Source organism: Undibacterium sp. RTI2.2 (assembly GCF_035018705.1).
Taxonomy (GTDB): domain Bacteria; phylum Pseudomonadota; class Gammaproteobacteria; order Burkholderiales; family Burkholderiaceae_D; genus Undibacterium.
Window position 1 is genome coordinate 14,901 of the sequence record NZ_JASJXN010000007.1, and the last position, 15,311, is coordinate 30,211.

General features: G+C 48.1%; 12 protein-coding genes and 1 pseudogene. 7 read left to right on the plus strand and 6 right to left on the minus strand.

Translation table 11 applies throughout. The features are described from left to right. Positions 1–16: 16 nt before the first annotated feature. A complete protein-coding gene (locus QN395_RS05515) occupies positions 17–952 on the minus strand; it encodes an MBL fold metallo-hydrolase (protein ID WP_322121662.1) in 936 nt (311 codons plus the stop codon). Between the two features lie 657 nt (positions 953–1,609). Continuing rightward, positions 1,610–3,262, minus strand: a complete 1,653-nt coding sequence (locus tag QN395_RS05520) for a methyl-accepting chemotaxis protein (protein ID WP_322120693.1) — start codon at positions 3,260–3,262, stop codon at positions 1,610–1,612. Between the two features lie 555 nt (positions 3,263–3,817). Between QN395_RS05520 and QN395_RS05525 the strand changes: the two genes are divergently transcribed. Then, positions 3,818–4,282 carry a PaaI family thioesterase gene (locus QN395_RS05525; protein WP_322120694.1) on the plus strand — a complete coding sequence of 155 codons (465 nt, stop codon included), beginning with the start codon at positions 3,818–3,820 and terminating at the stop codon, positions 4,280–4,282. After that, positions 4,279–4,812 carry a PaaI family thioesterase gene (locus tag QN395_RS05530; RefSeq protein WP_322120695.1) on the plus strand — a complete coding sequence of 178 codons (534 nt, stop codon included), beginning with the start codon at positions 4,279–4,281 and terminating at the stop codon, positions 4,810–4,812. The genes QN395_RS05525 and QN395_RS05530 overlap by 4 nt, the downstream gene beginning before the upstream one ends. Before the next feature lie 157 nt (positions 4,813–4,969). On the opposite strand, the gene QN395_RS05535 is transcribed toward QN395_RS05530, so the two are convergent. From QN395_RS05535 to QN395_RS05545, 3 genes are all read right to left on the minus strand, one after another. After that, a complete protein-coding gene (locus tag QN395_RS05535) occupies positions 4,970–5,512 on the minus strand; it encodes a DUF2867 domain-containing protein (protein WP_322120696.1) in 543 nt (180 codons plus the stop codon). 74 nt (positions 5,513–5,586) lie between these two features. Then, a complete protein-coding gene (locus QN395_RS05540; RefSeq protein ID WP_322120697.1) occupies positions 5,587–7,002 on the minus strand; it encodes an AarF/ABC1/UbiB kinase family protein in 1,416 nt (471 codons plus the stop codon). Then, positions 7,002–7,727, minus strand: a complete 726-nt coding sequence (locus QN395_RS05545; RefSeq protein ID WP_322120698.1) for a TetR/AcrR family transcriptional regulator — start codon at positions 7,725–7,727, stop codon at positions 7,002–7,004. The genes QN395_RS05540 and QN395_RS05545 overlap by 1 nt, the downstream gene beginning before the upstream one ends. Before the next feature lie 410 nt (positions 7,728–8,137). On the opposite strand from QN395_RS05545, the gene QN395_RS05550 reads away from it, so the two are divergent. From QN395_RS05550 to QN395_RS05570, 5 genes and pseudogenes are all read left to right on the plus strand, one after another. Next, positions 8,138–9,139, plus strand: coding sequence for a type II secretion system F family protein (locus tag QN395_RS05550; RefSeq protein WP_322120699.1), 1,002 nt, complete (start codon positions 8,138–8,140; stop codon positions 9,137–9,139). Between the two features lie 103 nt (positions 9,140–9,242). Then, a complete protein-coding gene (gene creB / locus QN395_RS05555; RefSeq protein WP_322120700.1) occupies positions 9,243–9,962 on the plus strand; it encodes a two-component system response regulator CreB in 720 nt (239 codons plus the stop codon). Beyond that, the gene (gene creC, locus QN395_RS05560) at positions 9,959–11,389 is read left to right on the plus strand and encodes a two-component system sensor histidine kinase CreC (protein ID WP_322120701.1); all 1,431 of its coding nucleotides are present in this window, start codon (positions 9,959–9,961) and stop codon (positions 11,387–11,389) included. Before creB ends, creC begins: the two co-directional genes overlap by 4 nt. Positions 11,390–11,572: 183 nt before the next feature. Continuing rightward, positions 11,573–12,964: pseudogene (gene creD / locus QN395_RS05565) on the plus strand (cell envelope integrity protein CreD). Next, positions 12,965–13,489, plus strand: coding sequence for a hypothetical protein (locus tag QN395_RS05570; protein ID WP_323491761.1), 525 nt, complete (start codon positions 12,965–12,967; stop codon positions 13,487–13,489). A 95-nt stretch (positions 13,490–13,584) separates the two neighbouring features. Here the strand turns inward: QN395_RS05570 and QN395_RS05575 are convergent, their stop codons facing one another. Next, the gene (locus tag QN395_RS05575) at positions 13,585–15,234 is read right to left on the minus strand and encodes a M28 family peptidase (RefSeq protein WP_322120703.1); all 1,650 of its coding nucleotides are present in this window, start codon (positions 15,232–15,234) and stop codon (positions 13,585–13,587) included. Positions 15,235–15,311 lie beyond the last annotated feature (77 nt).

Here is a 15,311-nt window from a genome sequence, read left to right on the forward strand (position 1 = left end):
TAATTAGGTATCAGGCTTAGTTGGCTGGTGCGTAGTTCAATGGTACCCATGCGTAGGCCTTGCCTTCAGTACGGACATAGCCCATACCCGGGAAAGATAAGTGTGCCGCAGCGACCATGTAGCCTTCTTTTGCTGCATCGGCATAGGCTTTTTTGCGTTCTGCAGCGGCGGATTTGCTGTCAGAATCAAAACCGATTGTGACTGCCGGGCTGTCAAACTGGACTGCTGCTACGTGCATCAGATCGCCCCATAACATCAGCTTTTGTCCTTTGCTTTCTACCAGATAAGTGGTGTGACCTGCGGTATGGCCATAGCTGGCGATGGCTTTGATGCCAGGCGCCAGATCGGTATTGCCGTCAAACGATTTGAATTTGTCGGCTTTGACATAAGGGTTTAAGGATGCCATTGCACCTTGAAAGAAGCCTTTGGAATCGGCTGGCGCTTTGTCCAGATTGGCCTGACTTAACCAGAAGTCAGCATCATGTTTGTCTGCACGGACAACCGCATTAGGGAAGGCGAGTTTATCGCCGTTCATTAAGCCGCCGACGTGATCGGGATGCATGTGTGTGATGTAGATTTCATCGACTTGCTCAGGCAGATAACCGGATGCTTTCAGGTTATTTGCCAGCTTGCCCAGGGTTGGGCCAAACAAACCCGCCGCGCCGGTGTCGATCAAAATTAATTTGCTGCCCGTGTTGATCAGGTAGCCGTTGACCGAGGTATCCAGCGGGCTATGCTGATGTACTTTTGCCAGCGCTTTGTTAGTTTTGTCAGCAGTGGTGTTGGTCAATAATTTATCCACTGGCAAGGCAACTGTGCCATCTGATAAGGCAGTCACTTCAAAATCACCGAGCATGACGCGGTAGTAACCGGGGGCAGAAGTTTTAACCATAGGGGCAGCTGCGTTGGCAGTGCTTGTACCTACTAAAGTGAATGCGGCTGTAGCAGTCATCAGCGCCAAAGTACTGGCGCGCAAAATACGGGCGGTTGTCACGTTTTTATCTCCGAAGATGCGCAAAATAGCGTGGATGCATTATGCCGAAGTTTTTAGAATTCTGCTTTTGACGACAATACGCGGGAGCTTGATTTTTCTGACGCCTTAGCAAGAGCTAGAATGAACGCCACCGCGCAATCCATCGGGCCTTTTGGTTTGAACCCTTCGGGAGTAGCCTAAACGGCTACATAGCGTTTGGACTGATTCGCATTCTCAAATATATGTCAACACACCGTAGTTGTTATCGTGAGAACGGCGTCGCTTTTAAGCAGGGGGTATGGGGCAACAAACGTCGCTGGATTCCGGCTAAAACCTCGCCGCAATAATGTCCCCACTTCTGAATATCAATCCCACTTGGATCAAAGTCTAAGCTGAATACAGGCAATATTTAAATATACTCCCCTATTTTTCTGTAAAAATCGCCTTGTGAACCATAAAATACGTGGGCGATTAAATATACATGAGGTGAGTATATATAATCATCCAATAGCAGATTTTTAAGTTCAACGCCGAGCTTAGCGTTAAATTCAAGCTTAAATTCAGTATTTATTGTTGGCGTAGACATTCGGGCACAATAAGAAACTGCAGCGTCGATGCTGCAGTTTTGAGTCAGTCCTAATTCAGTTTCAAGACCTTCATAAACTTGCCCATTGCAGAGGGTGCGTCCTCAAGTGAAACCGCTGGCGATGCCGAGACTGGTGTTTTTCGTTGCGGCATAATCCCTTGTTCCAGCTTGAAGGCGGAGACAGTTTTTGCCAGCGTTGCGGCTTGATCTTCCATGCTTTCGGCGGCGGCGGCGGCTTGTTCTACCAAGGCGGCGTTTTGCTGTGTCATCTCGTCCATCTGTGTGATGGCGCGGTTGACTTCTTCAATCCCAGAACTTTGTTCCTGCCCGGCGGCAGTGATTTCCGCCATGATGTCGGCGACTTGTTTGACCGATTTAACGATGTCATCCATGGTCTTGCCTGCGGCATCAACCAGCTTGCCACCGGCATTGACTTTTTCTACCGAATCACCGATCAGCGTTTTGATCTCTTTTGCCGCACCGGCGCTGCGCTGCGCCAGGTTACGTACTTCGGATGCGACCACTGCAAAACCACGTCCTTGTTCACCGGCGCGGGCGGCTTCGACTGCGGCATTCAACGCTAAAATATTGGTCTGGAAAGCGATGCCGTCGATGACGCCGATGATGTCCACAATCTTGCGTGAGCTTTCTTTAATCGAGGTCATGGTGTCGACCACCTGACCAACTTCTTTACCGCCCTTGACCGCAAAATTAGAAGCAGATACGACCAGCGTATTTGCTTGTCGCGCATTGTCGGCATTGTGTCTGACGGTGGCAGTGATTTCTTCCATCGAGCTGGCGGTTTCTTCCAACGCGCCTGCCTGAGTTTCGGTACGTGAAGACAAATCAGCGTTACCGCTGGAGATTTCTGCCGAGGCAATGGCGATCGCGTCGGTGCCAGTACGGACTTCGCTGACGATGCGGTGCAAGCTATCGTTCATCTCTTTTAAGGCATTGAGTAATTCACTGATTTCGTCCGAGCCAGAGGTCTCTTGATGGTACGAGAGTTCACCAGCCGCAACTCGTTTAGCGATTACCAATGCGTCTTGTAACGGTATTGTGATGCTGCGTCTGAGGACGATAGAAAACGCGGCGCCAATCAACAACATCACGCCGCCAATACCAAACAGCAAGGTGGACAGACGCTTGCCTTTGCTCTCGGTTTCGCCAGAGAGTTCTTGCGCGGCCTTATTTTGCAGATCAACCAGTTTATTGATTTCTACCAGCGCTTGCTGTTGCAAGGGATCGATTTTGCTGGCGATGACTTTGACCGCTTCTTCGCTGTTGAAGTTGAGAATCATCTTGTAAGCCTCTTTGTAAGGCTCATCCGTTTTTTGATCAAGCTGATTAATACTGTCGATGATCTTTTTTTCGCTATCGCTTAAACCAACCGCCACCAATTTGTCGCGCGCCTCAATAAAGCGGGCACGCTGGACTTTGACGATGGCTTTTTGTTTATCGATTTCGGCGATGTCGGTTTGTAGACCAATGTTGCGCAGCGCCAGGCCGCCTTCTAACAAACCACTTTTCATGGCAGCGGCTAAAGCGGTTTTATTATTGGAATATTCGACTCCGGCGATCATCTGATGTCGATTGCTGGCACTAAAAATACTGTCGGTAATCAACAACAAAATCAGCATCGCTAAGATCACACCAAAGCCGATACTGAGACGGGTTCCTATGCGCAGGTTGCGTAGATTCATCGTGATTCCCCATGATAAGAATGTGACGTCATCGCAGACGGTGCGATGCTTTTGAAGCAAATTCGAGACAGTAATCTATGAGCAAACCTGTTAGCAGACAGCCTAAAAAGAGATTGCCCATAATGACAGATAGCAATAGCACAGAACTACCGTAACAGAGTTTTACATGAAGAAAATTTTGAATCAGATAAATAGTTTCGAACAAGCTATGGTAATCAAATCACTTAAGCTTATTCTTTCATTAAGAGATTTTTGTTGATTGCCACAACGTCGATATCTGTTAATCATATTACGTCAAAAATTGCTGCATTGCACTTTGATACTTTGCGGTGTGGTAAGCACCACAAATTTGCTCATTTTCTGTCGCTTAAATCTCAACTAAACCAGTCACAGTGGACGCCTTTATAATAGTAAAGTCAAAATAACAAAGTCGAAATAACAAAGTTAAGCGGGTTCAGTCCGGGTTAAACCATCTTTGTCAGCTTGTGGACTTACGTTTGCTTAATTGCATCTGCTCATTGCGTCACCTAACCTTGATCTTATTACTGCATCGATATGAATAGCATACCAAGCACAACATCAGCCACACCAAGTACATCAGCTAGCAGCTTAACAGCAGACAGTCTGAACCAATTCGGTAGTCAATTTTTGCCAGGGCATTTGGGTATCCGCATCACAGAATTAGAAGGCAAAACCGTACGTGCTGAATTGACTGTCGTTCCGTCGCTAATGGCACCTAACGGCTTTTTACATGCGGGCAGCGTCGTCACCCTGGCAGACACCGCTTGCGGCTACGGCTGCATCAACAACTTGCCAGCCGGCGCGAGTAGCTTCACCACGATAGAACTCAAATCCAATCACCTCGGCACAGCACGCGATGGCATTGTAGAAGTCGTCGCCACCGCCGTCCATGTCGGGCGCACGACCCAAGTCTGGGACGCGACTGTCAGCCATCAGGGCAAAACCATCGCGCTGTTCCGTTGTACACAAATGGTGTTATTTCCTAAGGAAGTAAAATGAGCGATCTCAGCAACCCGGTCTTACAACAATGGCTGGCAAAAGAAGTTGAAATCCGCGCCAGACTGCAGCTAACTGGGGTTGTGCCGCTGGAGCAGATGAAGCAATTCAGTGGATTAGAGTTTTTGCAAGGCATCCTCAACGGCGAGTTACCACGACCACATATCGGCGAGACTATGGATTTTTTTCCGGTCGAAGGCGAAGCAGGACGTATCGTGTTCCAGGGCACGCCTGGCCGTCAGCATTACAACCCGCTGGGCAGTGTGCATGGCGGCTACTTCTGTACCCTGCTTGATTCTGCCGTTGGCTGCGCAGTGCAATCGATGCTACCCAAAGGGATAGGCTATACCACGCTAGAAATCAAAGTCAATCTGATCCGCGCACTGACAGATAAAACTGGACCGGTACGCGCTGAGGGTAAGGTCATTCAGGTCGGACGACAAGTCGGTACTGCCGAAGGCCGTATCGTAGATTCTTTAGGCAAGGTGTATGCACATGCAACGACGACTTGTTTGATTTTTCCTTTGCCTTGATTAGCTCATGAGCGGCACCATCACTTCTGCTGTAAACATTGTCAAACAGTTCTGGTAACTGATGGCGACGAACGATTTTCACGCCACAACAGCAATCCTGCCAGAGACTTATCCGGCACATGCTAACCGGCAGCATTTGGTAGAGCTGATTAATTAACTAAGCATTCTGCAGTGGCCAGCCAAAACCTGCCGCACGGAGTAAATAAGATTTCACAATCAGGCGATGGAAAGGGGCAATCAATCTGAGATAAGCTCGCCCCAGATGATTGTGACAATGGACCACGGTTGAGATCGTTAGATAGCGTACTGGCTCGGGATGATTTGGCTGAGATTGCAACATCACAGACAATCTAAAATCTAAGTGCTTGTCGTTTTCTCCCAGCACAATTTCATTGCTACTTTTTTCATAGATTTTGAAGATATAAATCCGCCTGACATCTTTGTCAGATGACTCTACTAGCTGCTGAGAAGTTTTGATGCCAAAGCCAGCGACCAATACATCACGTAAGCGCATCAATTGATGTGCCCATGGCGCTTGTTGCGAGAGGACAAAGCGCGCCAGCACTTCTGGATCGTCACTGGCATCTGGCGGTAGTCGTACCGAGTACGCGTCTGCCAGATCCGGCTGATCGTACAGGTGGGTGATGCGCGATTGCTCGGGCAAGGGACTGGCAACAACCTGCTGGTAGGCACATTGCATGATGAACTCCCGTATGAGAAAACCTGAAAGATAAACAATCCGTATTGCGGCAATCTAGGATTTATGCGGAGCGACTAAGCGCTTCGACAGTATCGACTTTCTGTGTCAGCATTAAGCCAAGGATTGCTGGTATCTACCACCGCGCCGATTTTGTACAGCATGTGCATCATGCCCATGTAAGCACGATCAAAATAGGGCATATCTTCATGGTAGCCTAAGGCTAATTTCACCAAGGTTTTGCCATGGTCAGTATCGGGTGCGGGGTATGGTGTTTTGTTTTTGAAATCAAACTGCTGCACTGTGAAAGGCTCTAGTTGCCAGTCAATCAAAGCTGCAGCAGCAGGTAGTAACAGCGTTTCGCAATCATGCAAACTCAACTCAGGTCGTATTAAGCCAAGCTCGATATATGCCTGGTGTACGGCAGCAAAAGAGGCTGCCGAGTTTGGATTTGTATTTTTGTCTGTGTTTAAGCTTGAGCCTGAAAATGAGTTAGAAACTGCACCCGCGTCCAGCAGCCCTCGCCATGCTTTAGCCATCGATGTACAAAACCCGGTTGAGATTGATTTGGTACAGCCAAAATCAATGACGCCTAACTGACCATCTGCCATAAACAAAAAATTACCAGGATGGGGATCGGCATGCAAGCGACCCAAATCACAAACGCTATGCCAGAACCAGTCGAACAATAATTGACCATAGTGATCGCGCTGAGCCTGACTAGGATTAGTGGTCAGCCACTGGTCAAGATGCAGACCGTCCAGCTTTTGCATGCTCAAAACCCGCTGGCTAGAATGGCTTGCTACGACAGCCGGGATCACAATCCCGGGCAAGCGTACGCGCTCACCAAACCAGCGCAATTGTGCTGCCTCGTGTTCATAATCGAGTTCTTCGCCGAGCTTATGTTCCAGCTCGCTCATGATGCTATCTAACAATTCTTTGCGAGGGACTAGATCAGAACCAAATGCCATCGTGTGCAAGAGACCGCTTAGCATGCGGATGTCGCTGCTGACTGAGGCAGCGATGCCCGGATATTGGACCTTCACTGCCAGCGCCTGACCATCTGCCAAGCTGGCATGATGCACTTGTCCCAAACTCGCAGCAGCAAACGATACCGGATCGAAGTGCGCAAACAGGTGTTCGGGCGCTTGCCCAAATTCGCGGGTAAATACTTTATGCACCAAAGCGCGGTTGAGCGGCGTCACCTGGTAACAGCCTTTTGCCAGTTCACGTCGTATGCCTTCTGGCAAAAAGTTGGCTTCCATACTCAACAACTGCGAGATTTTTAAGGCAGTACCTTTCAACTGATTTAAGGCTTTAAATAAAATCCGCCCTAACTCGGCTTCATGCTGATCTTTTGCTGCTGCTTGCTGTTGTTCATCGCGGGTCAGCTGGCGTGCTTTATGCCCGACATGGTTAATGCCGGCATGCGCTAGGGCTAAACCACTGATGGCGCTGCGACTGAGCTTGCTGGTTGGTGGCGTGTTATTCATCACGCACCAAGACCACGTTTGGCCAGCTTCAACATGTCTAGTAAACCTGAGCCGTTTTGCATCAGGCGTGATAACTGATTGCGGATTAAGAATCCCGCCAGTTCTGACAGCTTATTGACCACGCCACTCTTTAAGGCCAGCACCAACACCGCCAAGGTCAGATCGACTAACTGCGTGGTATCAGAAAATTCTTCGGATTCGTCCTTCAGCCAATAAGCAATCACCGCAAACAAATAATCGGCAAATAGACCACCCAATAAATTTTTAAAATCACAGGCGGCAATCTCACCGCTCTGCTCCGCCGCGTCGATAAACTTGACCACCTGCTCCCGCAATGCCTGCTGCCCGGGCATGTTGTCGCGCATCATCAACAGCGGCGATTTACCAACGATGGTGCGCGTGATTTCAACAAATTCTCGGTCCGCCAGCAACAACTCCAGTAAGGCATCAACCAATCGCTGCAAACGTTCTTGCAGACCAAACTGCTCCAGACCAGGCGTTTCTAGCGTCAGTTCCAAGACTATTTCTATGCACAACTCGTAATACGCCAGCAGCAGTTTCTCTTTGCTGGGGAAATATTTATAAATCGTCGCATCACCAATCCCAGCCTCGCGCGCGATCTGCTTCATGGTCGTCGCCTCATAACCATGCTCGGTAATCATATCGACCGCAGTCCGTATGACATGGCGACGGGTTTGCTCTTGCTGGGACTTAGATGTTTTCATTTTGGAGATTAACTATCGTTAAATTCAATTATTAGTGCACTCAATGTATATTAAGTATTTTAAAAGTGCAATAAAATGATGATTTAAAGAGAGTTTGTATGCATAAATGCCAGGCAAAGTGAACTGCTCCAAGACATTTAAACGCGTAAAAGAATCATCCATGATGTTTGTGATTACATAAAAATCCCAGTATTTTTAATATACTCCCCACCATTTTTGTAAAATATGGCCTATTGTCCAGACTTTACTTGGACAATTAAATATACTTGATGGGAGTATATTTAATTTGTGAGCCAGGCTTGCCAAATAACGATGCGAAAAGTGCGTAGTTTTGCTAGCCGCCTTGGGCAATCCTCAAATCTGACACAACAATCCCATCCTGTTCAACGTCTTTCCACTAAAATGCGGCTATGCCCAGCCTACAACTTAAACCGCTCAGCTTTGCCGTCCGCGCCAATTTGTACACGCACTTAGCCGCGATGGAAAAAGCCGGCTTGCCTACCGACAAAGCGTATGGCTTGCTGGAATTGCCGGCACCAGCGCAAAGCCGGGTCGTTGCGATGCGCAAACTGCTGGCGCGTGGCAAAGATATTCCGGTAGCCGGACAACAGTCAGGTTTATTCAGCGATCTGGAGGTGCATTTGCTCCGCGCCGCTACCAGCGCAGGTAGTCCCGCAACGATGTACCGGCGGCTGGCCGATACGTACACCGAAAAAGATCGTCTCAGCAAAGCGGTTAAATCACGCTTAAAACTGCCGCTGATGATTTTAGGTTTATCGTTATTGATCCAACCTCTACCCGCCTTAGTGGCAGGCAGCCTGACAGGCGGAGGCTATGTCTGGAGCGTAGTGCGGCCATTTCTGGCAATCGGCATAGGCGCTGTGTGTTTTAAAAAATTCCACCACTGGCTGCAAACTGCATCAGCATCACCACTGCGTGAATGCATAGAAAAAACGCTAACCAAAATCCCCTTATTTGGCGCGATGCATGTGCGGCGCAATGCCAGAGATTTTTTTGAAAGTCTGGGCTTGATGCTGGAAGCAGGTCTGCCGATGTTTGAGGCATTGCCCAAAGCCTTTAAGACCATCAGCAATCAATTGATACGGGCAGACTTTGCCAGGATTCTTGCCAGCATGCAGCAAGGCGCTACCCTCGCCTATGCGCTAGAAAATTGTATTTATATCGGCAATCCGCAAGTGATTAGTCTGGTCCAGACTGGTGAAGCTAGCGGTACTTTGCCAGAAATGCTGTTACGCCACGCCGCGATGGAGACGGCGTCTTTGTCACATTTCCAGCAACAGGCGGCCGATTGGGCGCCACGGATTGTGTACGGCGCAATCATGCTGTGGATGGCGTATAGCATTTTACAAAGCAAAGCGTTTATGCCCAACGTACCCAAAGACCTAGCATGAACTTGGGCTGCACTTAGCATCAGCTTGTCACGACGTAAGTCTCTTTTTACAGAATACTGCGTCAAGTCCGCTACATCGTCATACTTATTTATATTGAAGGCTTATGTCCAGATCTATCCTCATTGTTGAAGACGAAAAAGCGATTGCTGACAATGTAGCCTATGCGCTCGCCACCGATGGCTTTACGCCACACCACGTCACTTTGGGGCAAAATGCGTTGGATTTATTATCCTCGCCAAATTCACCCGCACCCGCTTTGATCGTGCTGGATATCGGCTTGCCCGACATGAGCGGCTTCGATGTCTGCCGCCGCTTGCGCCAGTTTTCAAACCAATCTTCCAACATACCGGTGATTTTTTTAACTGCGCGCAGTGATGAAATTGACCGCATCGTGGGGCTAGAAATGGGCGCAGATGATTACGTCACAAAACCATTTTCACCAAGGGAGCTAGTAGCCCGCATCCGTGCCGTGTTGCGCCGTCTGGAAGCGGGTCATACACAAATCCTCAAAGAGAGCGGCACACAGAATCATACCGACCGTTTTCAAGTGCGACCAGCAGAAGGGCGGATTATGTATCTCGGTCAAAGTCTCCCTCTCACTCGCTATGAATACCTGCTGTTAAAAACCTTTATCGATCATCCGGGGCAATTATTTTCTCGTGCGCAGTTGATGGATATGGTCTGGACAGACGCCAGCGATACCTTAGAGCGTACGGTCGATGCGCATGTGAAGTCGGTGCGCGCCAAGCTGCGCCTGATCGCCCCAGAAGATGATCCGATACAAACCCATCGTGGCATGGGTTATAGCTTTTCAAGCCTATGAAAATCGGGTTACGAATACTATTCGGCTACTTTTTAGTCGTCGGTCTTGCGGCATGGTTTGTACTAAATGTGTTTGTAGAAGAAGTCAAACCCGGTGTCCGTGCGACACTGGAAGATACCTTAGTCGATACCGCACAATTGCTGGCGCAGCTAGTGGCCGAAGATGTCAAAGCTGGCGATTTGCCGCACGCTGCCTTAATCGGCAGATTACAGAACCATGTACATCGTAGTGTCGATGTCAACATCAGCGGCGTCCAGAAAGCAACGCTGGATTATCGTATTTATATTACGGATATCCATGGCATCGTCGTGTTTGACTCGGACAATAAAGATGTCGGCAAAGACTATTCGCGCTGGAATGATGTGTACCTGACTTTGCAGGGCAAATACGGTGCGCGTAATACGCTCGCTGATCCGGCAGATAACAATTCCAACGTAATGCATGTTGCGGCGCCTATTTTGGACGGCGGACGCATTATTGGAGCACTCACAGTCGCTAAACCCATCTCTACCATCACACCATTTATCGAACGTAGTCAACGTAAGATTTTGCGCCGCAGTGGCTGGCTGATTCTAGGCTCTTTACTGATCGGCATAGGATTCTCGTTCTGGCTCAGCCATTCTTTACGCACATTACAACGCTACGCTAGCAGCGTAGAAAACGACGAAAAAGTCAGCCTGCCAAAACTGGGAGATAACGAAATCGGTGCCCTTGGCCGCGCCTTAGAATCCATGCGTAACAAGCTGGAAGGCAAACAATATGTAGAACAACTGATGCACACTCTGGCGCACGAATTAAAAAGCCCGATTGCCGCCATACAAGGTTCGGCCGAACTGCTAACAGAAACAATGCCAGAAGCAGACCGACAGCATTTTTTGCGCAATATCATCGAACAAAACCAACGTCAGAAGCAACTGATCGACAAACTATTAGCCCTGATCAAAATTGAAAAACAGCAGATACTCGATAGTGTCAGCAAGATTGATTTACCCGATCTGATAACACAAGTGCAGGCGGATGCCAGCACCCGTCTGACGGAAAAATTACTGCAATTGAGGTTAGATGTGCCCGCAATCACCGTAATGGGCGATGCCCTACTATTGCGCCAGGCTATCGGTAATTTGCTCGATAACGCCATCGCTTTTTCTCCTTCTGGTAGCACTATCATTATTGATGTCAGCCAACAAAAAGAGACGATACAAATCCAAGTAAAAGATCATGGTGCAGGCATACCTGACTACGCTATGGCACGCATTTTTGAGCGATTTTATTCATTGGAAAGACCAGATGCAGCCAAGAGTACAGGCTTAGGTTTACCGTTTGTACGTGAGGTTGCTTTATTACATGGCGGGAGCGTGACTGTCAGCAATCGTACTGATGGTGGGGTTTGTGCTTGTTTGAGTTTTCCAGATCAATACTTGCATTAATTTTGTAATAGCAATACATCGCTTTAGATATCACATTAGCTAATTACCGAAAGTCCGCACTTAGGCATTAAATATCTAATTGAATGAAAAGATATAAAGAATTCATTTTTCACTTCACACAAAACGCATCAATAACGCACACAAGTTTTTTACAGTAGCAACTCCCTCAACCCAGAGTCTTCTATGCAAAAAACTTTACTCTTCAAGGCCATTATCGTCGTTGTTTTGATGCTGTTGATTGGCGTACCTCTCATGATGATCGAATCGACCATTGCCGAGCGGATGCGCTTTCGTGATGACGCAGTCAGAAGTATTGCAGCCGATTCTGTCAGCGAACAAACTTTATTGGGGCCTGTACTGACCTTACCTTATAGCGAAATGTATGAGGAAGAAGAAATTGATGTGGCGACTAAAAAATCGGTGGTGCGCAAATATTCGTTGGCTCATCAAGTATTTGTCTATCCCAACACTCTGAATATCAAAGGGGTGATCGACACAGATCGTCGTTATCGCGGCATCCACAAGGTACTGGTCTACAGCGGTCAACATGCAATCTCTGGCGATTTTGTATTGCCATTGCTGGAGAGTCTACCCAAAGATAAACTTGCGTCACACATCAAAATGGGAACACCTTACATCTCACTTGGTTTGAGCGATACACGCGGCTTACATAATTTTCCAAGATTAAACTGGGGCGAGAAATATTATGAATTTAAACAAGAGAGCAAGCTACGTTCACTACAAACGGGTTTGCATGCGCCGCTGGATGTGATGGAGTTACAAACGCCAGAGGCAATCAAATTTAGTCTGGATCTGGCGATTGACGGTATTGAGCGTATGTGCTTTGTCCCGATTGCGAAGAATAATCAAATCAGTATTGCGTCTAAATGGCCTCATCCTCAATTTGGCGGCCGCTTTTTACCTTCGCCCAAAGATCGCAAGATAGATCAAAACGGATTTGTTGCCACATGGAATATATCGGCCCTATCCAGCAGTGCACAACAACAAATGGGCATGCGCGAAGCAGGTACGTCGACCGGACAAAATGCAGCCTATGGCAATACAAGCTTAACGGCCTTTTTAGATAGTTTTAGCGTCGCTTTTATTGAGCCAGTTAATGTGTATTCTCAAGCGGATAGAGCGATCAAATAGGGCCTGTTGTTTGTGGCGCTGACGTTTGCCGCTTTCTTTTTGTTTGAAGTGCTCAAGCAATTACCAATTCATCCGGTGCAATACACCTTGGTTGGTCTGGCACTCACCGTGTTCTTTTTATTGCTGGTGAGCTTGTCGGAGCATATGAGTTTTGTACATTCCTATCTGCTGGCGAGCGGTGCTTGCATTTTACTGATCGGTTTTTATCTGAGCCATGTTTTACGCAGCTGGAAGCGCGGCATGGGATTTGGCAGCGGCCTGACCTTGCTGTACGGCGTCTTATTTGGCCTGCTGCAATCAGAAAGTAATGCGCTAATTATGGGTAGCATTTTATTGTTCAGCGTACTCTCAGCGATCATGGTGATTACTCGCAAAGTTGACTGGTATCAGTTGGGTAAATCTTCTGTGGTGATACCTGGCTAATTGTCTGAAGATCAAAAGAGAAGTTCAAAAATAAGAGGTCCAATATTTATAAGGCTTAACAGGCAATTTCATGCCAGCAAGTCCGTTTTTATTGGACCTCTCCCCCACTTAAATATGGGATTGAAAATGAAAATCTGGTTACTTCGCTCTTTCCGGCATGCAGCATGGGCACCGTTGAGTGTCTTTGCGTTTTACGCTATTGTAGCAAAAGGCTTTAATGCTTATCTTATTTATCCGTGGTTAGACATGCCTACACATTTTTTTGGGGGCATGGCTATTACTTATTTTTATTTGATTACAGCGAGCTATTCGCAAGTCTTTATCGAGCCGATTCCCAGAATAATTCAACTTATTCTGCCATTGGGCTTGACGACGGTAACCGCTGTCGTCTGGGAATTTTGGGAGTATTTGTCAGATGTAATTTTGGGTACGAAAATGAACTTAGGCGTTTCAGACACGCTGTCGGATTTATTTTTCGGATTGTTTGGCGCTTGTTTTTTGATGGCGGTTTTGCGTAAGTCCTAAATATGAAACACCAGCACAAGATTGGTTACACGTGCTGGTGTTCAAATTGAAGATTAAATTGCCACTACGTTGGCGACGACTTTAAAACTTGACCTCTAACGCTTTATTTCACTAAACGCATCGCCTGTTTTCCATGTCGCCATGCCAGCGGCGTTTGCCACCGCATAACCAAGATTCAGCGTAAATTGTGCCTGCTGCACCATGCCGGATAAATCCCAGTTAGGGTCGTAGCGGTCAGTTTCTTGATGGTAGTGTTTGGTGAAGTTATGCATGACGCTATTCGAGACTTGATCATTTTTTTCAAATTCAAAATGTCCGTCGCCCGAGAAAACGGCAGAGCCTACGTTGAATGCCGGTATGCCAGCACGGGCGAAGTTGAAGTGATCTGCGCGGAAAAAACTTCCTGATAAATCTGGCACTCGCGGTGCCAGATGCATGCCCATTTTTTTGGCAACCACGGCGGCGGTTTGGTTCAGGCTGCTGTGCTCGCTGCCAGCCACGCCGATATCCAGTGTTTTGCCGACAAAGTTCATACTGTCCAGATTTAAATCAGCACTAGTTTTTGCCAGCGGCCATAGCGGGTTTTTGACATAGGCAGCGCTGCCCAGCAAGTATTGCTCTTCAGCGCAAGGCCATAAAAAAATCAAAGTACGACGGGCAGGGTGCTCAACCGCGGCTTGTGCCATGGCGATCAGTGAGGCCGCACCGGAGGCATTATCAATTGCACCGTTCCAGATGTGATCTGCTTTTTCAGTGCCGGAGGCGGCGATCTTGCCCAGATGGTCCCAGTGAGCGGAATAGATCACGGCTTCTTCTTTCAGCTTGGGATCGGTACCCGGCACCATGCCGACGACGTTGAATTGTTCTACCTTACGCACAGTAGTTTTCAAATCCACTTGTGCTATTGCGTTGATGATGACCGGTTGGAAATCACGGCTCTCTGCTTTGGCGCGCAAGGCATCCAGATCTTGACCCGCAGCGCTAAACAAGGCTTTGGCGGTATCGTCATGCAGCCAGCCTTCAATCGGATTGCCAGCACCGTCCAGATGGAAGCGTTCGTGACTAAAACTATTCACCGGCACGCTCCAGCCATAGGAGGCTGACGGCGTAGTGTGGATCAGCAAAACGCCTGAGGCACCTTCGCGCAAAGCTTGTTCGTATTTATATGTCCAGCGGCCGTAGTAAGTGAGCGATTTTCCGCCAAAACGGTTTGGTTCCTCGGCGGTGGGTTGCGGATCGTTGACCATCATGATCAGCAACTTGCCTTTGACATCGACGTTTTTATAGTCGTTCCAACGTTCTTCTTCAGAGCGGATGCCGTAGCCTACAAAAACCACGGGTGCGTTAAAAGCGATATTGCTTTGGTTGCCACCCGTGCCGTACACCGCTTGCGTGCCAAATTCGGTTTTCATGATCTTGCCACTAACCTCAAACTGCAGGCTGCTAGTGGGCTGGGCGGTGACGCCTACTAAGGGCACGGATTGGCGATAAGTGTTGCCGGATAAGGGTTTTAAGCCAATGGCGGCGGCTTGGGTTTCCAGATAACGCACCGCTAGATCGCCACCGCGCTGGCCGGTGCCGCGACCTTCCAGTAAATCATCTGCCAGAAAAGCCAGATGGGCGCGTAAGGGCGCTTCTTTGATTGTTTGTGCCTGGGTGGAGATCGCTGTTATGGATAAGACGACAAGCGTTGTGCTGCATAAACCCGCGCGCAAAAACGCCACGGGGAATTTAAAATTGATCATTAAAACCTCGTGGCGTTTTCTATTGTGTTGCTATTTTCTTGCTGCTTAATTGCGGCTTAATTTTTGTTGCAGACCGA

Bases quoted from the DNA above. Each gene is read 5' to 3' on its own strand.
- QN395_RS05515 (WP_322121662.1), bottom strand. From the start codon at position 952: ATGACTGCTACAGCCGCATTCACTTTAGTAGGTACAAGCACTGCCAAC.
- QN395_RS05520 (WP_322120693.1), bottom strand. From the start codon at position 3,262: ATGAATCTACGCAACCTGCGCATAGGAACCCGTCTCAGTATCGGCTTT.
- QN395_RS05525 (WP_322120694.1), top strand. From the start codon at position 3,818: ATGAATAGCATACCAAGCACAACATCAGCCACACCAAGTACATCAGCT.
- QN395_RS05530 (WP_322120695.1), top strand. From the start codon at position 4,279: ATGAGCGATCTCAGCAACCCGGTCTTACAACAATGGCTGGCAAAAGAA.
- QN395_RS05535 (WP_322120696.1), bottom strand. From the start codon at position 5,512: ATGCAATGTGCCTACCAGCAGGTTGTTGCCAGTCCCTTGCCCGAGCAA.
- QN395_RS05540 (WP_322120697.1), bottom strand. From the start codon at position 7,002: ATGAATAACACGCCACCAACCAGCAAGCTCAGTCGCAGCGCCATCAGT.
- QN395_RS05545 (WP_322120698.1), bottom strand. From the start codon at position 7,727: ATGAAAACATCTAAGTCCCAGCAAGAGCAAACCCGTCGCCATGTCATA.
- QN395_RS05550 (WP_322120699.1), top strand. From the start codon at position 8,138: ATGCCCAGCCTACAACTTAAACCGCTCAGCTTTGCCGTCCGCGCCAAT.
- creB (WP_322120700.1), top strand. From the start codon at position 9,243: ATGTCCAGATCTATCCTCATTGTTGAAGACGAAAAAGCGATTGCTGAC.
- creC (WP_322120701.1), top strand. From the start codon at position 9,959: ATGAAAATCGGGTTACGAATACTATTCGGCTACTTTTTAGTCGTCGGT.
- QN395_RS05575 (WP_322120703.1), bottom strand. From the start codon at position 15,234: ATGATCAATTTTAAATTCCCCGTGGCGTTTTTGCGCGCGGGTTTATGC.